This window comes from Bacillus sp. FSL E2-8900, assembly GCF_037966225.1.
GTDB lineage: Bacteria > Bacillota > Bacilli > Bacillales > Bacillaceae_G > Bacillus_A > Bacillus_A cereus.
The window spans coordinates 3,212,502-3,234,473 of record NZ_CP150193.1; the positions used below are offsets into that span (position 1 = coordinate 3,212,502).

Genomic DNA, 21,972 nt, shown 5'->3' on the forward strand with positions numbered 1-21,972 from the left:
ATCTAAGCTATTCATACTATTTAAGTTGTGTCTATTACTCTATATTTTTTCATAAATATCTCCTTTTCTTTATGTATTATTGTATATAAATGTTATTTGATGACACATTAAATAACAAATTTACGATAAACTCATCGATAACAGCCTATTATGTTTTGATTCTGTATTCTAAACTTCCATCCAATTAGAGAAATATATCCAATTGGGGAAATAAGTAAATAAATTACAACATTTAAAGGTTGAGATCTCACGAAAAATTCATAAAACTTTTTTCACTTTAAAGGTTAATACAATTGCAAAGACATTTGTTTAAAACTCCACCTTTTTTATAATAAAAAGCATCTAATTCTATTTGAATTAGATGCTTATATTTAGTCCTTAAACCTAATATTCTAAACTATTTACGCGTTTGTAAATCTTTTTTTATTACATCCCAGAGTGAATTATCTTGACGCATCGGTTTACCCTCTTCATCCCATTTTATTTTTTCTGTTCCCAATTCATAATTCATCCCTGTCCATGTGTCTTCACGGAATGCATAGAATGATTTATGCCATCCTTTTTGGTTAAAGATAGAAATAAGATCTTGCATGTATTGGGTAGCACCTGGAACAGTACGGTTAATTCCAAACTCCTCTGCAATAATTCGATTAGATGGTACATGATTTTTCTTAGACCATTGTTGAATTGGCTTCAAAAACTTCTCTAATCCCTGTCTATTCCACATTACAGGTTTCTCTAAATCCCCTACTTTTACTAATCCTGGATATTGATATTCCTTGTTTTGTTTTTCACCTTGGCTCGTTAATTCATATGGTTCATACATATGAAATGCGTATAGTGTTTTTTTATCCTCTACTGGTTTTAAATATTTAAAGGCCCATGGAGTAGCATATAAACCTGAATCTAAAATAATCGGTGTTTCTTTGTCCACTTCACGAATGGAGTTAATCACCTTTTCATAAAATCTGTTTAAATCAGCTGTCGTTCCTTTTACTTTTGCATACCATTTCTCGTAATCTTCCGTCCAAAAATCATTATATCTATTATTTTTAGCTGTTTCTGGATGTGGTTCATTTATAATATTATAACCAACCACCGCGGGGTGATCTTTTAGTTCCAGAGCGAGATCCTTCCAAAATTGACTTGCTTGTTCTTGATACTTCTCTTCTTCCCATATTCTGTCGTCATTCTTATTATTATTAAATTGGCGCCATCGATCACCAGGTAAGGATAACATTGTAAGAACGACTTTCATTCCTTGTGATTGTGCGGCATCTAAATCCGCCTTTAATTTTTCTAGATCTTCCTTTACTAATCCCCGATAGTTATCTGCATTACCTATCAGAAAATCCTTTCCAGAAGTATCTGGTTTATCCTCAAATAGAAAATCTTTATCTTTTGCCCATTTATCAGGTGCTAAACGTACATATTCAATATTAGCTTCTTTTGCACTTTTATAGTTTTCAGGTAATGACGTACTATTCATGAAATTAGTACCCTTTCTTTTCGAATCCCAAAAACTAATTTTTGAATCGCCCTTGTGGTATGTATCAGCTCTTACATTCATTTCCTGTACTCCAAAACTCATCATGCCTAATAACGCAACAATTGGCAAAACTTTTTTCACAACTTTTCCTTCTTTCTCTTTATATTTAACACACATAACATACCTTTGTTTTGTTACAGGAATATGGCAATTTTCCAAAAATACCTTTTAAATTTATACATTGGTAGTTCATTCATAAAAAATGAAAGAGATAATTAGAACGTTGCTTCATTTTAAAAGAAACAAAAAAGGAATCCTTTACGGATTCCTTTTTGCAATGCACTCTTTTTCAAATGGTACATTTTGCACCTACTTTTAGTATAACTTATAATTCCTATAAAATAAATAAGATTAACTGGAATTTACTTCAAATTGTGATAAAAAACATAATTAAGAAGCGCAGATAACTAAATATCATCCCTTTATTAAATAAAAAAGATTAAATAATTCCCCCTCCAAACTAGGACCCCTTTACACTTTTTACAAATATTGTTATAATTAGATAAACTAAAGCATTATCCCATTAACAAAGGGACTCCATAATTGGAGTCCTTTTGTTAATTAGCTATTAAAAATGATAGCATGTGATTATTGTATAATTTCTTCCTTTTTTAGATCTGCATATTCTTCTACGAAATCCCATAAACCTTGCTTTTCGAAGTAAGAAATACTTTTTTCACTTCTTCTAAGAGTTTAATTGCTTCATCTTCATTAAGAGAACGTAAAATATTGAAATGATATACATACTCTTCATTTCCTAATTCCATACAAACTGCTAATCCTTTTTCAATAAGTTCTTTTACAATATTTGTTTTTCTTAGCTTATAGTGTTCACGCGCTTGTAAGAACACTGCTTTAAAATGGGCAATATTCTTCTCTGTGACTTCTGATAAATGACGAATTGCTAATTTAGATAAATTTTGAGTTGCATATAATAGTCCTAGATTATGCCTTACTATTAAAATCAATTTTTCTTCATTATGTTTTTACAAAAGGTCAATGGAACGATTGAAATGTTCTTCCGCTTTTTCAAATTGCTTTAAGAATATACGAGCTGTCCCTAATGCGGTTTCACAAGAAGCAACTTTCACCTCATATCCCATTAGCCCTAAATACAAGGAATATAGATACTTATTTTACTTTCAAAGGCTGAAACCTTGCTGCATAACTACTGAAAATAAAGTGAAAAGACGTTCAAATCCATATGGATAGATCGTCTTTTCACTTTATTTCATACATATACTGATTTTTCACTTATTCATTTTGTATTGTACTTAAAAAACCAATAAATTCATCTTCATTTACAGGTTTACTGTAGTAATAGCCCTGAATTAGATAACATGCATTACGTTGTAACACTGTTAATTGTTCCTTCGTTTCTACCCCTTCTGCTATCACTTTCATGTTTAAAGTATGAGCAAGTGAAATAATGGTTTGTATAATTTCATCTCCATCAGTAGAAGTTCCAATCCTATTAACAAATTCTCTTGGAATTTTCAAAGTATCAATTGGATAAAGAGGCAGATACGCTAATGAAGAATAACCTGTACCAAAATCGTCAATTGATAAATGTACACCATATGATTTTAATGCTTTTAACTTCGATAAGGTTTCCTTTTCATCTACCATTGCTATTCGCTCTGTTAATTCCAAATCAATCGAATTAGCAGGTACTCCTATCTCTTCTATGGTAGATATAATGGTTTGAACAAAATCTTTCTGTTCAAACTCTATAGCTGATAAATTTATCCCCATCTTTAGATTTGAAAAGCCCGCAGAATGCCATTCTTTCAGTTGTTGACACGCTTTCTGTAACGTCCACTTCCCAATTGAAATAATCTGCGCCGTTTCTTCTGCGATAGGTATAAACTCAAAAGGAGAAATCAGCCCAAGCTCTGGATGTTGCCAACGTATTAAAGCCTCTGCACCAATAACCTTACCTGCCTTACTATCAATTTGTGGTTGATACAATAAAAACAACTCATTATTTTCAATTGCATTTGGTAAATCCTGTTCTAATCGTAATCGACGAGTTACTTGTTGAGATAATGTCTCGTCATACATACAAACAGCATTGTTACCTTTTTCCTTTGCGCTATACATAGCGATATCAGCGTGTTGTAAAAGTGTAGTAGTATTTATTCCTCCAAATGGATACACTGCTATTCCTATACTAAGAGATAAGTAAAAACTATGCTGATTTACTACAAATGGTTCTTCAGTTATACGAAATAGAGTTTTACACAAATCCAATAGCTGTTGCTCTGTTTGGTTATGGACAATGATCGCAAACTCATCACCACCTATTCTTGCTAGAGGAATAGTCGGTGACAGACATGTCCTAAAACGTTTGGCAACTTCTTTTAAAACCTTGTCACCAATCGAATGACCCAATGTATCATTAATAGTCTTAAAGCGATTTAAATCAATATACAGGAGCCCAAACTTATCCTGTGTTTTTTGTGCACGCTTAATAGATCTATCTAATTCTTGTTGGAAGAATATACGATTTCCAATCTCCGTCACCGTATCATGGAATGCAAGGTAATTTATCTCTTCCTGTTGTTGTTTCATCCTTGTTATGTCTTTTACCATTACATAGCTCCCAAAGGTTTGTCCTTCTATCATAATAGGAACTATAGTGACATACCAAAAGAGTATATCCTTCTCATTGTTATTTTTCACACGTAACTGTAGTGAAGATGAACTACATCGTTTCCCTTTCTTTATAGCTACTTCCAATTCAGATTTATCTTCATCTAAAAAAATAGAGAAGCACTCTTTCCCTATCAATGCAGCACTTTCTTTTCCTAATAACATACTTCCAGCCTGGTTTATATTTAATACGATACCGTTTGAATCAATCGTTAAAATAGGATCCGGATGATACTCATATAATGACTTAAATCTCTCTTGATTTTTTACTAAATCATTAGATTTATTTATTAAATCCCTTGTTCTTTGAGATACTGTTTGTTCTAATTGATTATTAAACACTTTTAATGTTTTAGTTAACTCTTTGTTTTGCATTCGTACGATTGTATGACGAATCAGTACAAATACAAAAGCAATACAATTTCCCGTAATTAATGTAGCTGAAGAAGTTTGCTCTTTCAAAGTAAAGCCAATTAAGACTGCAACTGCAAGATAAGGGAATATACCAAGAAGTTTCTCTCCAAATGTCGGATTAATAATAAAATAATTTCTTTTAGAAGAAGTATTCTTTGGGATTGTAGCAGCAATAGCGATAAATAATAGGAAAACTCTATACAAACACCTTAAAAATATAACTGAACGCTCTGACAAATCACCTTGTAAGTAAAAATACAAATAGTCCGTAATAGCCAATCCAGTTAATACTAGGATAAAAATAAACAATTTACTTTTTGCATTGAAAATAGCAGGTCGAAAGATCAGTGTAACTCCAAGTAATAGAAGCAATAAATCTATAATCGGAAAAATAAATGAGAGAAAAACATCTCCAATTGATAAGAATAAAATATTTGCAGATGGTTTATTAAATAGGTACCACTCTAATGTAAAAATAGCAGTAACAACAATGCATAAATCACAAAGTAAATACGCTTTCTCCCATTTGTTACATTCCATCATAATTTTATAAAAGAACGCAAAAAGAAAGAAGAATAAGAAAAACAGTAGAAATACATCAGAAATATTAAAATTTTGTATTGGCAATTCTACATTAAGTACTTGAAAAGCGGATATGAAATTCCCTATCAAAAAACACCCTATTGCAATAGTAATGCAAACCCAGAATACTCCTAACTTAATTTTTTGGGATAATATAGAATACAGTAATGAGATAAATACAGTAGTTTCAACGACTAAAGATGATAGTCGGATATTAAAATCTGATACGAAATAATGATTCGGAAAAACAAATAAAAATATAAAGCAAAAGCTTATATAAGTTATTAAAGCCAATATCAATACATAAAATTGCACATATACATGTTTACGCAATGGATTCACCTTCTTGATTTTTCTATACTTTTATTAAAAAATGGCTTGATGGTGGCACAAGTCCTACTAATTAAAATGTGTGCTACCTATTATCCATATTATGACCTTTTTAAAAGATTTCTTTCTACACACAACAATCTTATTAACTTTTTGTAGATGTTTACAATTATCAATACTGAGGATTCTAAAAAGGATAAGCTGAAAAATGTAATTTTTTAAGTATTTGAGCATCGTAAATTTGGCGGGTACAACTTATCTACTCTTTACATATGAGATAGAATCTACTCCTCTATTGGATTATAGTTGCTATCTGTCACACTTAAAAAGGAATGAAAATATACTATCATTAAAATAGAAATTCAAATTAGTTTACGAAACCAACCGTAACTATTATAGTTACACAAAAAGTTGATGTCAATTTCATATCCTCCCTTTTTAACGGACAAAAGACATGACCTATTGAACAAAAATGTGATGTTTATAAAAAGGGCGGTAAAGTTTTATCTCCTTACTCAAAGAATTATAAATGATTTAGAATTAGATGAAATTGAAGCTAATATTGCATCTCCCTAAAAAGAATGTTACTCTAAAAATAGAATTATGAAAGGAATGATGGATGAATAATGATTAACTAATTTATATTTTAAGTTGAATTTTATAACTTCAAACTACAAAATATAGGGTTAGTCTATCCATTTTTAAAATTCAGTTCATACTTTATTTGTCATGATTCAAATGATTAATAAGTACTTATTAAGTATAGACGAAAGACTAATCCTTCCGATTACAAATTGGGGGATTTTTTTATTCCCGTTTGTCTTAGTTGAAACTTACTAATTGTTAAATGTACTTCACAAATAAAGGAGCGAGAAAAATGAGTACTTCAGATACTATTGTTACACATGTAATGCTCTATATAAGTCGTTAATATCCATCAAACTTATATAGAGGAATTAAAAAATGGATGGATGTTCCGACTTTATATGAAACGTTTCGATATATAAAGGAGGAATTATTATGTCAATGATAAAGGTCCAAGACTTAACTTTTTCATACCCAGGTAGCTTTGATAATATTTTTGAAAGTGTAAACTTCCAAATAGATACGGATTGGAAGCTAGGATTTATTGGTAGAAACGGACGAGGTAAAACGACATTCTTTAATTTATTGTTAGGGAATTATGAGTATAGCGGGAAAATCCTTGCTTCAGTAGAATTCAATTACTTCCCCTACTCTGTTTCAGATAAGAACAAATTCACTCATGAAATCCTTGAAGGAATTTGTCCCCAAGCCGCAGATTGGGAACTTCTACGTGAGATATCCTATTTAAATGTTGATGCTGAGGTCATGTACAGACCATTTAAAACATTATCAAATGGGGAACAAACAAAAGTGTTGCTTGCTGCACTGTTTTTAAATGCGGGTCAATTTCTATTAATTGATGAACCAACAAATCACTTAGATACAGATGCACGAAAGATAGTCTCCGATTATCTAAGGAAGAAAAAAGGATTTATTTTAATTTCACATGACAGAATCTTTTTAGATGGGTGCGTTGACCATATCCTATCTATTAATAGAGCAAATATTGAAGTTCAAAGTGGTAACTATTCTTCTTGGAAGTTAAATTTTGATAGACAGCAAGAACACGAGAAGGCTACAAATGAGCGTCTACAAAAAGACATAGGGCGATTAAAACAGTCTTCCAAACGTTCAGCAAGTTGGTCTCATGACGTGGAAGCTTCCAAAAATGGAACGAGGAATTCAGGCTCTAAGTTGGATAAGGGGTTTGTAGGACATAAAGCAGCCAAGATGATGAAAAGAGCAAAAAACCTTGAATCAAGGCAACAAAAAGCTATTGAGGAAAAATCAAAATTACTAAAAAATGTGGAGAAAACTGAATCATTAAAATTGGAACAACTACAATTTAAATCAAATGAATTGATTACTTTAGTTGACGTGTCCGTTAAGTACAATGATCAAATTGTGAATGAGCCGATTAGCTTCATAGTTGAACAAGGTGACCGAATTGTACTTGATGGAACGAATGGGAGCGGAAAAAGTAGTATCCTAAAACTAATTCTAGGACATCCGATACAGCATACAGGCTTAGTTACTTTAGGTACAGGACTCATCATTTCCTATGTCCAACAAGATACTTCTCATTTGAAGGGATCGCTATCAGGCTTTATTGAAGAGCACAAGATTGATGAAACCTTATTTAAGTCCATCCTAAGTAAGATGGACTTTGACCGAATTCAATTTGAAAAAGATATATCTCATTATTCTGGTGGACAAAAGAAAAAACTGCTTATCGCTAAAAGTTTATGTGAAAAAGCTCATATATATATATGGGACGAACCACTAAATTTTATAGATATCTATTCCCGTATGCAGATTGAAGAACTTATTCAACAATTTAATCCCACAATGGTTATTGTTGAGCATGATAAAATATTTCAACAAACAGTTGCAACGAAAACTATATCTATGTAGCTCAAAACGAATACTTGAAAATATAATCATTAACTTGAGTCCTTGAATTATAAAAACTTTAATGAATTGATAAAAAAAGCCTAATTTCTCTACAATACATTGAGAAATTAGGCTTTAAATAGTAATAATAGAATTCATAAACACTGAATAATTTACACATTAGGTTTATCTGTTAATGCAGTAACAATCCTGTCCACTAAGTCTTCGGGTAATCCATATTCCTTATTAACTACAGCCTGTATACTAGCAAAAGAACTTTCAGTGTATTTTGATTGCCTTTTTCCTCTACTATCTTTCTCTTTATTTATGAAGTTTTCACGAGATTCATAGTTCATCTTATCTGATTCTTTAGCAATAGATTGATTGGTGTAAATTATAAAGATACCTAACATCATAATTACACAAATGAAAATCCCTACTAATTCAAGTCTCATTATTCATTTCCTTCCTGCAACTCTTACTGTTTCTCGTTCATAATATCTCAACCATATCAAATTCATATTAATTTGAAGTAAAATTTTGTTCTTAACATATTTCTTAATAGAAAGACTGTATATCCTTCTATTTGTTTGACATCATTAAGATGCTCATAAATAGAAATAAATTCTATTCCTATATATAGATAAATAATCTAAAAATTTATATAATAAGATTAGAAGTGTAGCATATTATTATTATTATTGAAAGGTCTTGGTATAATGCTAGGCATTAATGTAAAAAAAACAAATGAAGAATTAATTATTTCATGGCAATTGGCGGAGATTACAATTCCATTACGTGATGTGATTGAGGTTACCGAAGATGCTACCTATGCTGGTGTTGAAGAAGTAGATGTAATACGTATTGGAACATCTTATGGGAAAACAGACCGTATTTTAATTAAAACAGTAAAACAAAATTATGTATTGTTTACTACAAATAAAGTTGCTATTTTAAATGCCATTCACGCTTAAATATAGGAGTCTTCTTGGCTAAAATGATAAAAATAAGCACATCTTGTTATAAAAACAGATGTGCTTATTTTTTAGTTTTTATGCATTTTTACGTTTTAAGAAAATAACTCCACCAGCAATTAACAGTAATGCTCCTGCAGCCATAGAAATCCAACTTGTAAGATTAGTACCTGTTTGCGGTAACCATCCAATTTTAGATTGAACTTCTTTCTTAGATTGTGGTTGCTCTTTTGGTTGTTCTGTAGTTGGAGTATTTTTATCTTGATTCGGCTGTTCTGGTTTTGGTTGCTCTGGTTTTACTTCTTTAAATTTCACTGTTTGTCCCTTATCTTCAATTTCAGCGTGAATAGCTACTAATATATTATCTTGATACAGTTCTTCAAATACTACTACTTCTTTACCTTGTAATGCAGAAGCATTAAATGTGAAATCTAGTGTGATAGAACCATTTTTCTCTTTAGCAGTAAACTTAGATTCTACTGTTACTTCTTTACCATCAACTAATAATGGCTTGTTTGTTGCTTTATCCATTAGTTTGCCTTTTACAACGTACTCTTTACCCACGATTAAGTCTTTGTATTCCACTTTATCTTGGATTGTTACAGATTTAGAAGCATCTAACTCTTTAGAACCATCAGCTTTGTTTGTTGCTGCCGTTTTAATAAAAGGTTCTACAAATCGAACTGTTTGACCTACATCGTTAATGTCAGCATGAGTTGCAATTACTTGACCCTCATGTAATAAATCTTCAAACACGACTACTTCTCTTCCTTGCTGTTCAGCACCAACAAAAGTAAAGTCTAATGTTACAAACCCATTCTTTTCTTTTGCAGTAAACTTCGTTTCAGCTGTTACTTCTTTTCCATCAATTAATAATGGTTTGTTAATAGCTTTGTTCATTAGTTTACCTTTTACAGTGTACTCTTTACCTACAACTAAGTTAGTATACTCCACTTTGTCTTGAATAGTGATAGAATCCTTTGAATGAATCTCTTTTCCACCATCAGCTTTGTTTGTTGCTGTCGTTTTTACTGATGGCTTAACGAACTTAACTGTTTGACCTTTATCATTGATATCAGCATGTGTCGTAACAACTTTTCCGTCTTTCAGTAACTCTTCAAATACTACTACTTCTTTTTCTTCTAAACCAGTTGCATCAAATGTGAAGTCTAATGTAATAGAACCATTTGCTTCTTTTGGTGTAAACTTCGTTTCAGCAGTTACTTCTTTACCATTTACAACGAATGGTTTATTAGTCTTTTTATCCATTAATTTACCTTTTAAAGTGTACTCTTTACCTACTTGTAGGTCTTTGAATTCCACTTTATCTTGGATTGTTACAGACTTAGAAGTGTGCATTTCTTTTGTACCATCTTTTTTATCAGATGCTGTTGTTTTAATTGAAGGAATCTTCTCATCTTTGACAATGTGTTTAATGATTTGACCATTCTCTTTAATTTCAAAAGAAAACGTCTCTTCATTTAAGATATAACCGTTTGGTGCAACAGTTTCTTTATATGTGTATTTTCCAAATGGTAACTTTTCAAATTTAGCGATACCTTTATCATCTGTTTTACCTTTTACTACTTCTTTTCCTGCTTCGTTATAAATTGTAAATTCTGCATTTGGAAGCTTGTTATTTCCATCAGCTACATCTACCTTTGTAATTTCTAGATCACCTTTGATAAGATGATTAACTGCCAATAACTCAATAATCTTTCCATGTTCCTTTATTTCGAACGCAATCGGTTCTTTAACAAGAACGTAACCATTTGGAGAAGCCTTTTCTACAAATGAATATTTACCATACGCTAAATCTTTGACGTTAATCTCACCATTTTTATCTGTCTTATATTCCCCAACTACTTTTCCACTTGCATCTTTTAGCTCGAATGCTGCACCTTCTAATTTTTTACTAATATCTTCATTATCTACTTTTAGTAATTTTACACTACCTTTCACTTCGGTATTTTCCACTGTAAAAGTAAGTGTTTTATTGTGCTCTTTAATTTCAAAAGGATACTTTGTCTTATTTCCAATATATCCATTAGGTGTTTTTGTCTCTAAGAAATAATATTTACCATACGTAAGACCTTCAACGTTTGCAATTCCATTTTCTTTTGTTACTACTTTTTTCACTTCTTTTCCATCTTCAGTGAAGACTGTGAATTCAACATTTGGTAAAATCTTTCCTGAATCACTAAGCTTTTTAATTTCGATGTTACCTTTTACTTTGTTATTTACTATTTGGACAGCTCCTGTTTCCCCTGTCTTAACTTCAATAGTTTGTGGTTTATCATCTGAAACATAGCCTGTTGGTGCTTTAATTTCTTTTAATGTGTAAGTACCAATTGGTAAGTTGTTTAATTCTGCCATACCATCAGCACCAGTCGTGATTTTTCCGACTGATTCATTATTTGCATTAAAGACCTCAAATACTGCACCAGCTAAAACTTCTCCATTTTCTCCAACCTTTTTAATTTTTAAAGAACCAGCTGCTTCCCAATTTACTGCAAGATCACTACTAAGCTTTTCTTCATTTCTCTCTAATAGTACTGTAGCATTCTGAACAGTATCCGTACCACGATAAGCAATTGCTTGAACTTTAGTTAAATTAGCAGCAACACTTAAATTAAATTCACCCGTTTTTGTATTCTTAGGAATTTGGATACGAAATTTTTCTCCAACTGAAAGCTGATCTTTCACTTCTCCACTTTCACTAACAATTCTAACTCCATTAGGTGCATTTTTCGCTACTACCTTATAAGAACCACTCTTAGCATTTGTTTGTACTGAATATAGATTTGTTTCGAAGAATTCACCCTTTAATTCTGCTTTTTGCTTTTCAGCAGGAATCACATTCATAAAAACATCTTGAGTCTCTTCACTATTATTAGCATTACTAATAATAGCCTTAGCTGCTTTTTCAACATTTTTATTCTCATGTTTTAATTCATTTACATCGAGTTGACCTAATGCATTCCAAACCGCAAGTTGCGTTGCATAATGCGCTTCATTTTTATTAGCTACTCCCAGCTGTTCAGCACTTTTTTGCGGGAAACCATTTAATAAGACTCTATATACTACATTATCTGTTTTCCCCATTTCAGGAAGATCTTCACCATTTGGTGATTTTAATCCAAGGGTTAAGCAATAAGCAATTTGACCACTTGAATTTTTAATCATTTCAGTGCGAATGTACTTACCTAGACTATTACTATAACTCCAGTCCATTGAATATTTCTCATGCGTCATAACCTCTGCACTAGCCCTAGGTAAAAATACATTAAGGAATAATGCCAGTACTGATAATAATGTAAAAACTCTTATAATGACTCTCTTACCCAATTTTGTAACCTCCCTAGAATAAATTAATCCGAGTATATATCGCAATATCTAAAACATTCACGATCGACCCAATTATCATTATAAAACAATAAATTACAAATATTAAATAATTTTAATAAAATAGTCAAAAAATTTACACATTTTATTATTTATCAAGTTTTTTAACGAATTTACTATATACAAATTCTAAAACACGCCTACAATTTAAAAGACAAATATGTATGTTAAATATATAAATAGCAATTCCTTTACTCCAGTTATTAAGCTTTCCCCTATTTAAAATAGCCTTTTCATTTTTTTGTTAACCTGAGTAATTTATACACCTCTTTTAATCTATTACACTCCTCCATTTAAATATAAAGGTGACTTCTCGTTCAAAGAATAAAATGAAACTTTAATCTGCCCGATTCCCACCTAACTTCTTTGCTTTCATTGAATTTTTGGGCGGGAGTCTTACTCCCCAAAAATAGTGGGATATATTATGCAATATTGCATTTGATAATCATTTTCACTGTAACTATAATGATTACAGGATTACTATTAATCTAATATTCTACATGGAGGTTTTATTATGTTTAAAAAAATTATTGTATCTTCTATGGCGCTTACTATGTTCGGTGGAGCTGCAACTATGCTAGAGGCACCTACTGCTCAAGCAGCTTCTTATAACTCAACGTCATCCTCTTACTTTGATGTCACTCCTGAAGAGGCCGTGGCTTTCTATCAATCTCAAGACTATAAAAAATTAAAAGTATTTTTGGATGACTTTGAAGCTAGAAACCCTTATACTCCAGGTGGAGGCTACGCTCAAGGGAGTGTACGTATGCAAAAATTCAACGATGCTCTTAGAGATGCCAAATTAACAAATGTCTACCAAGAATTTATTAGAATCTCATACTACAATCATTATCCAGAACCAAAATAATAACAACGGATTAAATGTTTATTATTTCTATAACTTAGCCTAATTTTAAATGTATAACCTAAAAATAATTACTAAAAACCACTCATATAAGGGTGGTTTTTCTATTTCCCCATATAATTTAGCGGAATGTTACATCATCTTTATTTTACTATCTTTTATAGTAGACATTCTCTCGTTGACACAATCTAGTAGGTTAGCAATGGGAATATCAAAATATATTTATAATTATTTTCTGTTTAATAGCAAAAAACGAACACCCTCTCAATTAGATAAGGTGCTCGTTTTTATTTTTATCGGTAATTCTCAATTCAATTTAGCTTCTTTCCGATAAGTAAAGATTAAATTAACTTAAAAGCATAGCGTTTTAAATTTAATTCATAGATCTTACTGAAACTTGGAATTGCCCCTTAGAACCATCATCATTTGAAACGTAAATTTTATATGTTCCATTCGGTAATGAAGATAAAGCATTCCGTACATTTGTAACATTAATTTGTTGTTCTCCAGGTTTTATATAACCACCAACAATTAGCTCTGTATTTGGACCTTTTACACTATATCCCATTGTATTTTGACCATTATTTTTCATAGAGAAGCTTAAGTCAGCACTCCCATCATATACGAAAGAAGTTACAGCTTCGCCACTATAATCCATTGTTTGGGTTAATAATAAGTCTGCAGAAACATGTTCAACTACATGAATTGGATCGTTCGTTTTGTGTACTTCTTCAGCATAAGTATTATTCCCTAACACACCAAATGTTAATGCTGAAACTACTCCACAACTAAGCACTAGTTTATTTAACTTCATTTTAAGTTCCCCCTTGATGTTTGTATTCTATTACCATCATACATCCTTTTTTAAGTGCGCTTTTATGTAATAATTCATATCTATAAACCTATATATTTTAACTTTACGCCTTAATAGTTATTGAGAAAGCCACATAGATAAAGCTACAATATTACACTTCATAAAAAACATGTAAATTTTAAAATCTTTTTCTAACAAAGTTTTCTACGATTAAGTACCAAAATACTCAAATAAATAGCATTTCTATTTCAGATAAAATGTACTAATAAAATTTTTCTAAAATTTCACTTTGTAATTTGATATATTCCATGTTAATATAACGAAGGCTACAAAACAGGAGTCACCACGCATATCATTTTCACAGAATATTCATACTTAAAAAGACTTATTTTATCAGTAACTCAATCCAAATTTCACCTATACAAAAGTTAGTTTATAATTTCATATATACATAAATTTAAATAGATTTTTTATCTATTATTTTTTCTATTTTCCTTATCAATTTTAATACGAGTAATATAACAGCACTTTTCAAGTACCCTTCCTTTTTTAGATAAAAAGTCTACTAATACTAAACATCTATGTCCAACTCATACATAATTCTACTTACAAACTATCGGAGATGCAAAACTATGGGAATTTCTACTCTTTTATTAAATACCTTTATTATAATAATTTGTATCCTTAGCTATCACGTATTTTGGCTAGAGTTTAAAGAAAAAATAACATGTAATAATATGTTATTTTCTATCCTTTCCTCCATTGCTATTATTTTTTGTATGACTTTTCCTTTTCATTTACATGTGGGATTTATTTATGATTTACGTTTTATTCCTATAATATTAGTTTTTCTATATGGAAATACAAAAAACATTGTTTTTATAGGAATTTTATATCTTTCTTACCGGTTTTACTTAGGCGGAAATGGCGTTCTTCCATCATTTATTATCTTTACTATCATTTCTGTTATAACAATGCTCTTTCGTTACTTATTACCTATGTATTTTAAAGAAAAAAAGATATTATTAAGCTTACTTCTTATTTTAGTATGTACAGCTTCCCTTTCTATTTGCGGTATTGTAACTCAAATAAATACAGGAGGTAAAATAGACTCTACTCTCATAGAATTTTTATTAAATTATATAATCATTAATATTTTCACAGTATTATTATCAGTTTATTTTATAGAGGAAATGATTGAGAAATATAAAATGAAAGAAAAACTGCAACGGGCTGAAAAATTTTATATAGCTAGCGAACTAGCAGCGTCAATTGCACACGAAATCCACAATCCACTAACCACGGTACATGGATTCACTCAATTATTAAATGAAAAACATGCCTCTAAGCTATCTCAGGATCAATACTTAGAAATCATGTTAATTGAAATGCAGCAAATACAATCTACTATTAATAACTATTTATCTTTAACCAAACCACAGAATACCCTAAAAGAAAAAATAGATATTAATCACATTTTAAATCAGGTGAAAGATACTATTTCACCACTCGCTTTATCATACAAAGTTGAAATCAAACAAAATAGTACAGATTCCTTTTATATAAATGGGGACCCCGAAAAATTCAAACTCTGTCTAAACAACATCATCCAAAACGGAATTGAGGCTATGAAAAATGGTGGATTATTACAAATAAATATACAAAAAGTAAAAGGAAATATCATAATTGATATTATTGATTCAGGAATTGGGATGTCATCTCAACAAATAAAACGAATTGCTTTGCCATTCTATTCAACAACAGAAAAAGGAACTGGGCTTGGTACTATGATTGCTTATAGTATTATTAGAGAATTAAACGGAGATATAGAAATAGAGAGTGAATTAGGTAAAGGGACACGCTTTTCTATTAGTATCCCTTGCTAATGTGATAACAATTTTCTGTTTAGTTAATTACATAAATGAATTTTAAGAATCCCGCTAGCTAGCTTATTTATTAATTATCTTAAATTCATATGCGTTAATTAAATATAATAAGGATCAGAGCTTATCTATTGTTACAGATACACTCTGATCCTTTAGTTTAACTACATTAAACGCACTTAATATTTATAACTTTTCTTACATCGTGATGAAATACTAGTTCATCGATTTTATCTCATTTACTGATTAGATTTGTTTAATGTAAATATAATATCTCGCGACACTTAATTTGTTATTATCACTAGTGACATTTCCTGCAGTTGTTTTTTCATTAAAGTACAGACCTTTTTCCATTCATTGAAAAAGACAACTCCCCTTTTACTACTTTACTTCCACCGTATAATTCCCTGTCCCCCCGCCATACTGATACACATGTAAATAATACTTCCCTGGATACGTGTAGTAGCTACCTACTAATTTATTCCCTTGTTGCTGAGCATACGTAACATAATTATTTAAATCTGCTTCAGAATAAAGTACCCAGTTCATTCCAATATTATTTTCATTCGTTACGTTAATTTGAAGGTTTTTAGCAGTTTCCACATTAATTTCAAAGAAATCACTTGTATCGCCATTTCCTAAACTAGCACGTAAGACTTGATTTAACTGCAGTTTGTTTGCTGTTTGGAATGAGTTATTCGGTTCTTTTTCTACACTGTTATCTTCTTTCTTTTGAACAGCTACAGTCGCTGTAGCAGTATTAGTTGCTCCTTTATCGTCTGTTACTGTTAATTTAGCCGTATACGTTCCTTCTTTTGTATATACGTGAGTTGGATTTTGCTCATTACTTACTGCTCCATCACCAAACTCCCATTTATATGAAATAATTTTCCCATCTTCATCTTTTGATCCGTTGCTTGTAAATGAAATTGCTTCATTTACATTTCCACTATACGGACCGTTTATAACCGCAACTGGTGCTTTATTCTCTGCCCCTTCTTCCGTATTAATACCATGGAACACAACATCATATTCAAATTGTCCTGATGCATTCACGCGATAATTTACGAAGTATGCTGTTACTGTTTTATAGCCTGTCCATTCCTTTGCACTTAAACGTTTTAACGTATCATTAACGTTTTGTGTAATTGTTTTCCAATCTTCATATTCTCCTTTTGCTGCAGTTCCTGTATATGTTCCTTGTAGTGTGAATGTATTAAAGAACTGTGATTTATTTTTCTTCACTGATACATTTTTCAATTTTGCTTCCGCTGTTATTTCTGCTGCAATATCTGAAACTGGCTTCGATGCATGATTCGCTAAATAATCGTCTGATACTAATGGCACATTATATTTCTCACGATTATCAACTAACATTTGCATATAGTCTTGATATTCTTTATTTAAATTCGCATCTTTACTTAATGTAGAGCGATATGCATCATATGCTGTTACATCATTTTTCCTAATAAGATCATGTATTTTATCAAACATATCATATCTCTTATTGTACATATACGATTGTAAAGCAAAGGAATAATTATAGAAATCCCACGTTCCATACTTTGCATTTAACGTTCGCTCTGCCGTATAACGCTCTGCTGGGTTTGAAGATAACCCTCCTATAATACTCTTTCTCGGTACAACATTATCCGTTCTCGTTGCCCCTGCAAAAAATTCAGCATTTCCTTCTTCAAACCAAGATAATCTTTCATTTTCATATATTTTTCCTTGTCCCCATAACCCTGGTACTTCATATCTACCTTGTAAATAATGCGTAAACTCGTGCCGGAATAATTCTTCTAAACTATAAATACTTTCTTCTGGCGTACGCTCATAAGTAAAGAACGTACCTGTTCCTTCTATATAAAGACCGCCGTTATTCGTTTCATATCCGTACAATTGACGATTAAATTGATATTCCGCTGGGCTATTATAAATAACCATCGTTAATACATCATCAGGATTTCCTTTTTCTAAAGGTTGATCACTTTCAACCGTACGATGGAATTGTGCCTTCACTTCTTTTGCCGCCCAATATAAACGTTTTACTTTTTCTTCTGTCACTTTATCTCCAGCTTTTAAAACAATTGCCCCATCATCAAACGTATACGTTTTTGGCAAATATTTTTTCTTTCCATCTTCTCTTATTTGATCTAAATTCACCACTTTACCATTTGCATCTTTCCCGCCATAATTCGTTGCAATTTGCTCAGCAGCTACGAAATATTGCTCCCCTAAATATGGATATATTTTCATCGCATCTGTTACAACTTGTAACCCTTTCGTTCCTGTACTATGGAACGTACCGAGTCTACCTGTATAATAAATGCCATTATTAATAAGCCAACCGGTTTTTGCTGTAATCGTTCCCATTAATGCAAAACGACTTAATTCATTAATATAACTATCTATTTTCTGATACCATACTGTATCTTTCGGTGCTTTCCTCGTATCGTACAAATACGATTGAATATCGTAATCAACACCTTGCATAATATCGTAAATAGCATTTCCAGCTGAAAGATTATCTACTAATGTAGAGAAATTATCATTATATTGTTTAAAAATCTTTGCAGCTGATGTTATCGTTTCCACATCACTCGAAGCGTTTCCTATTAACTTTCCGTATGATGATACCACTCTATTTTGCTCTAATGTACCCAGCTTGAAATTTGAATTGTTAGCTATCGCTTTTAATGCAGGTAAGCATTTATCATGATAACTCCGTTCATTTAATTTACTAAGTTCCGAATTATAAAATCCTAAATAAAATCCTGAACGTAATACCTCCACTAATGTCTCAATCCCTTTTGAATCATCCTTCGTATAGGCTTGTCCTTGCTGCTTCAATTTATCAATAATCGCCTGCATCCTACTATCATTTTGATAGAATGCTAGACTGTCTGTATTAAACTGAAATAGCCCCGTAATTTGCTCCCAATCAATTGTTACAAGTAAATCTACTAACTGCTGATTGCTTAATTGATTTAATTCAGCAATTGTATAAGTTTTCGCTACAGCTAATTGCTTACTTTCTTTTTTCACCTCAGGTGGTCTTTGTGATAAATCGGCAAATTGTAGCCTTTTCTCAAAAGACTTGCTTTCGAGCACTTTCGATGAATGAGCTAATTCTTGTACTGGTAGTTGTACACCGACTGGCTCCATTTTGAGCACATTTCGATAAGAAACTTGCTCTCCCTTAGTATCTTCTGCCAAACTTCCCCCTTGAAAACTCCCTAACATTAAACTAGCAAAACTTACCCCTACTAACATTTTCTTTGAATAGCCTTTCATGCTCTCCCCTACCTTACATTTTTAGTGTCCCGCTCCATTATTTTACTATTTTTACTTTTTGTCCTGTATTGAGAAAAAATAAGGTAACGTTCACACATGTATCCATTCCATGTAAAATTAACGCTTGACTTTCCGTGCATTTTATATCAAAAAAAGATAGATAATAGCAAAATTTCTGCTACATCTATCCTCGTTTTCAACACTATGATTTTAACTTTATAAACGTAACTTCCGGTAATGTTTGCATATGCTGAATAAACTCATTCTTTTCTTCTGACGATATATTTTTCAGTTGCATTCCTACCTTATAAACAGTTTCTGTACCTTGCTGTGAAGCTTCCACCTCATATGAGAGTATTGGGATGCCTTTCACTTGTAGTGTTTCTAATATTTGTTGTATCGCTTCATGTTTATTTACAAACATTTGCACTGTTATATTTTGTGGAAATAAAAATTGCACCTTAAAAATACGACTTACAATTTCTAAACCAATTAAAACGAGAATCGTCGCTCCAATGCCTACTACATACATTCCCGCTCCAATTGCTAATCCTATACCGGCAGTAGCCCATAAACCAGCCGCGGTCGTTAATCCTTTCACCGCCTGCTTTTGAATAATAATTGTGCCTGCACCTAAAAAACCAACTCCACTAACGACTTGTGCTGCAATACGACTTGGGTCTAGAGACATATGCTCTTCAAACACAATATCTGAAAAGGCATATTTCGAAACAACCATTATTAACGCACTTCCTACCGCTACGAGGAAATGAGTCTTTAATCCAGCTTCTTTCGATCGAATTTCTCTTTCAATACCAATCATTGCTCCTAACAAGCCAGCAACACCGATTCGTATAATAAAATCAAAATCTACACTCACGGGCACTTCCCCCTTTCATTCATTATAGATAGATAAAACAAAAAATATCACAAACATCCATTTATCAACATGAAGGAATACCACTAAAATACACTTAATACTCCGGTCGTTTTATGTTAATATTTAAAATATTAACATAAAATAAATAACTTCTAATTTTAAACCTTCACTAATTTTCTAAAAAATAAAAGGTGAATTACATGAAATTAGGTTGAGAAACTTCAGAAAACGCTTTCATTTTGTATCATAATTTTTTATAAATACTACATAAACAAAGGAGCTTACTAACAATGAACGTCTCGTTACTTACACCTACTACTGATTTACAAGAAGAATACTTAGATTTCTATAACGAATGGAAAGATAGCGGTGAAACAATGATCCCGTGGGTTATCTCAAAAAATCCTGCTAACTTCCCAGCTATGGTTCAAGAACTTCTCGATGCGCATAACGGAATAAATATCCCTGAAACTTGGGTACCAGATTCTACATATTGGCTCGTTACAAATAATAATAGAATTGTCGGAGCTGTTAATATACGTCATAGTTTAACTGAACATCTATTTAACGCTGGCGGTCATATCGGTTATGGCATTCGCCCTTCTGAAAGAAGAAAAGGTTATGCTACGAAATTACTAGCATTATCATTAGAAAAAACGAAGGAATTAGACATCACGAAAGTACTTGTCGTTTGCGACGCAGTGAATACCGCTTCTGAAAAAACGATTTTACATAACGGCGGGCTTCGTGATCATGATTTCACTGAGGAAGATGGGAATGTAGTAAGAAGATATTGGATTGAGCTATGAATGATCACAAATAAGCGAGAAAGTGATTATACACTTTCTCGCTTATTTTACACTGCTTCTATTTCAAATTGTACTGTAATACCGCTTGGATCTACCACCACAAACCCATTTGTAGTTTCATTTATTTCATGTTGTTTTTCTATTAATCTTTCTTTCACTTCATCTAACGCCTCTTTATACGGTAGTACAATCGTATACACCTTTAGCCCAATTGCATGTACTGGTGGGTGTGGATTGTTTACTCCGTTCCACGTATTTGCACCAATATGGTGATGATATCCCCCTGCTGAAATAAATAAGCAATCCTCTTCACGCTGTTGTACTTCAAAACCTACTGTTTCCACATAAAATTCATGTGATTTCTCTACATCAGCTATTCGTAAATGTACGTGCCCAACGACAGTATTAGCAGGCAAACCATCAAACTCATAATCAACAAGTGTTGCCAATTCTTTTAAATCAAGTGGTGTACTTCCTCCTGGCCCTTCTCCCCATTGATCACGCGGACGGTCTGCATAAATTTCAATACCATTCCCCTCTAAATCTTGCAAATAAAAAGCTTCGCTATATGTATGATCACTTGCACTATTAAACCTTGAAATTGGTAAAATTTCATTTGAATATGTATAACGCCCTTCTTGCTCATCCGGGCTGTCAATTACATTTTTATTACGAAGAACCCCAAATAGCGCAGAAGCAAAAGCTTCACGAGTCGGAACTAAAAAGGCTACATGATATATACCAGTCGTACGCGGTTCTTGCAGTACCCCGTCCTCTAACCTTTCAAGAACAAGTAACGCGTTCTTTCCACCTTTTCCAGATAAATATGCTTTATTCCCCTCTTGCTTAATTACCTCTAATCCTACAACATTCTCATAAAAAGCAATTTGACGCTCTAAATCTTTCACTTTAAATTCAACATGACCAATACGTGTTTTCGGATGAATTTTTACCATGAATAACTTCATCTCCTTATCCCTATATTTTCCCATTACATATAACCGTTACTATGAAGGATACAACTAAAATCATCCTAT

Annotated in this window: 12 protein-coding genes and 2 pseudogenes; 5 read left to right on the top strand and 9 right to left on the bottom strand. The window is 31.9% G+C overall.

Annotated elements, in window-relative coordinates; genetic code table 11:
- Positions 1-397 precede the first annotated feature (397 nt).
- The 3 genes and pseudogenes from NST90_RS16405 to NST90_RS16415 form a co-directional block, all read right to left on the bottom strand.
- On the bottom strand, positions 398-1,666 hold the full coding sequence (locus tag NST90_RS16405; protein ID WP_002026152.1) for a cellulase family glycosylhydrolase: 1,269 nt from the start codon (positions 1,664-1,666) through the stop codon (positions 398-400).
- A gap of 498 nt (positions 1,667-2,164) precedes the next feature.
- A pseudogene (locus NST90_RS16410) lies at positions 2,165-2,649 on the bottom strand (tetratricopeptide repeat protein); the annotation flags it as partial.
- 154 nt (positions 2,650-2,803) lie between these two features.
- Positions 2,804-5,533, bottom strand: a complete 2,730-nt coding sequence (locus NST90_RS16415; protein WP_025708933.1) for a GGDEF domain-containing phosphodiesterase — start codon at positions 5,531-5,533, stop codon at positions 2,804-2,806.
- 1,017 nt (positions 5,534-6,550) lie between these two features.
- Between NST90_RS16415 and NST90_RS16420 the strand changes: the two genes are divergently transcribed.
- Positions 6,551-8,029, top strand: a complete 1,479-nt coding sequence (locus NST90_RS16420; RefSeq protein WP_070179417.1) for an Lsa family ABC-F type ribosomal protection protein — start codon at positions 6,551-6,553, stop codon at positions 8,027-8,029.
- Positions 8,030-8,229: 200 nt separating this feature from the next.
- Here NST90_RS16420 and NST90_RS16425 read toward each other — a convergent pair.
- A pseudogene (locus NST90_RS16425) lies at positions 8,230-8,463 on the bottom strand (hypothetical protein); the annotation flags it as partial.
- Positions 8,464-8,727: 264 nt separating this feature from the next.
- Between NST90_RS16425 and NST90_RS16430 the strand changes: the two are divergent.
- Positions 8,728-8,982, top strand: coding sequence for a hypothetical protein (locus NST90_RS16430; RefSeq protein ID WP_025708935.1), 255 nt, complete (start codon positions 8,728-8,730; stop codon positions 8,980-8,982).
- Positions 8,983-9,060: 78 nt separating this feature from the next.
- On the opposite strand, the gene NST90_RS16435 is transcribed toward NST90_RS16430, so the two are convergent.
- A complete protein-coding gene (locus NST90_RS16435; RefSeq protein WP_283748141.1) occupies positions 9,061-12,330 on the bottom strand; it encodes a VaFE repeat-containing surface-anchored protein in 3,270 nt (1,089 codons plus the stop codon).
- A 571-nt stretch (positions 12,331-12,901) separates the two neighbouring features.
- Here NST90_RS16435 and NST90_RS16440 point away from each other — a divergent pair.
- Positions 12,902-13,255 (top strand): hypothetical protein, encoded by a 354-nt coding sequence (locus NST90_RS16440; RefSeq protein WP_000473483.1) that lies wholly within the window; start codon positions 12,902-12,904, stop codon positions 13,253-13,255.
- 370 nt (positions 13,256-13,625) lie between these two features.
- On the opposite strand, the gene NST90_RS16445 is transcribed toward NST90_RS16440, so the two are convergent.
- On the bottom strand, positions 13,626-14,066 hold the full coding sequence (locus NST90_RS16445) for a hypothetical protein (protein ID WP_048535983.1): 441 nt from the start codon (positions 14,064-14,066) through the stop codon (positions 13,626-13,628).
- 632 nt (positions 14,067-14,698) lie between these two features.
- On the opposite strand from NST90_RS16445, the gene NST90_RS16450 reads away from it, so the two are divergent.
- Positions 14,699-15,952: a HAMP domain-containing sensor histidine kinase gene (locus tag NST90_RS16450; protein ID WP_000513016.1), complete on the top strand. Its 1,254-nt coding sequence runs from the start codon at positions 14,699-14,701 to the stop codon at positions 15,950-15,952.
- A gap of 378 nt (positions 15,953-16,330) precedes the next feature.
- Here NST90_RS16450 and colA read toward each other — a convergent pair whose 3' ends face one another.
- Positions 16,331-19,246: a collagenase ColA gene (colA, locus tag NST90_RS16455; protein WP_000679510.1), complete on the bottom strand. Its 2,916-nt coding sequence runs from the start codon at positions 19,244-19,246 to the stop codon at positions 16,331-16,333.
- Between the two features lie 202 nt (positions 19,247-19,448).
- Positions 19,449-20,126, bottom strand: a complete 678-nt coding sequence (locus tag NST90_RS16460; RefSeq protein WP_000109719.1) for an MgtC/SapB family protein — start codon at positions 20,124-20,126, stop codon at positions 19,449-19,451.
- Between the two features lie 290 nt (positions 20,127-20,416).
- Here NST90_RS16460 and NST90_RS16465 point away from each other — a divergent pair, with 290 nt between their 5' ends.
- Positions 20,417-20,935 (top strand): GNAT family N-acetyltransferase, encoded by a 519-nt coding sequence (locus NST90_RS16465; protein ID WP_001103123.1) that lies wholly within the window; start codon positions 20,417-20,419, stop codon positions 20,933-20,935.
- A 47-nt stretch (positions 20,936-20,982) separates the two neighbouring features.
- Here the strand turns inward: NST90_RS16465 and NST90_RS16470 are convergent, their stop codons facing one another.
- Positions 20,983-21,927, bottom strand: a complete 945-nt coding sequence (locus NST90_RS16470; RefSeq protein WP_141402239.1) for a VOC family protein — start codon at positions 21,925-21,927, stop codon at positions 20,983-20,985.
- Between the last annotated feature and the right edge of the window lie 45 nt (positions 21,928-21,972).

Excerpts from the sequence above, each read along its gene's own strand:
- NST90_RS16405 (WP_002026152.1), bottom strand. The coding sequence starts at position 1,666 with ATGTGTGTTAAATATAAAGAGAAAGAAGGAAAAGTTGTGAAAAAAGTT.
- NST90_RS16420 (WP_070179417.1), top strand. The coding sequence starts at position 6,551 with ATGTCAATGATAAAGGTCCAAGACTTAACTTTTTCATACCCAGGTAGC.
- NST90_RS16430 (WP_025708935.1), top strand. The coding sequence starts at position 8,728 with ATGCTAGGCATTAATGTAAAAAAAACAAATGAAGAATTAATTATTTCA.
- NST90_RS16440 (WP_000473483.1), top strand. The coding sequence starts at position 12,902 with ATGTTTAAAAAAATTATTGTATCTTCTATGGCGCTTACTATGTTCGGT.
- NST90_RS16445 (WP_048535983.1), bottom strand. The coding sequence starts at position 14,066 with ATGAAGTTAAATAAACTAGTGCTTAGTTGTGGAGTAGTTTCAGCATTA.
- NST90_RS16450 (WP_000513016.1), top strand. The coding sequence starts at position 14,699 with ATGGGAATTTCTACTCTTTTATTAAATACCTTTATTATAATAATTTGT.
- colA (WP_000679510.1), bottom strand. The coding sequence starts at position 19,246 with ATGAAAGGCTATTCAAAGAAAATGTTAGTAGGGGTAAGTTTTGCTAGT.
- NST90_RS16465 (WP_001103123.1), top strand. The coding sequence starts at position 20,417 with ATGAACGTCTCGTTACTTACACCTACTACTGATTTACAAGAAGAATAC.
- NST90_RS16470 (WP_141402239.1), bottom strand. The coding sequence starts at position 21,927 with ATGGGAAAATATAGGGATAAGGAGATGAAGTTATTCATGGTAAAAATT.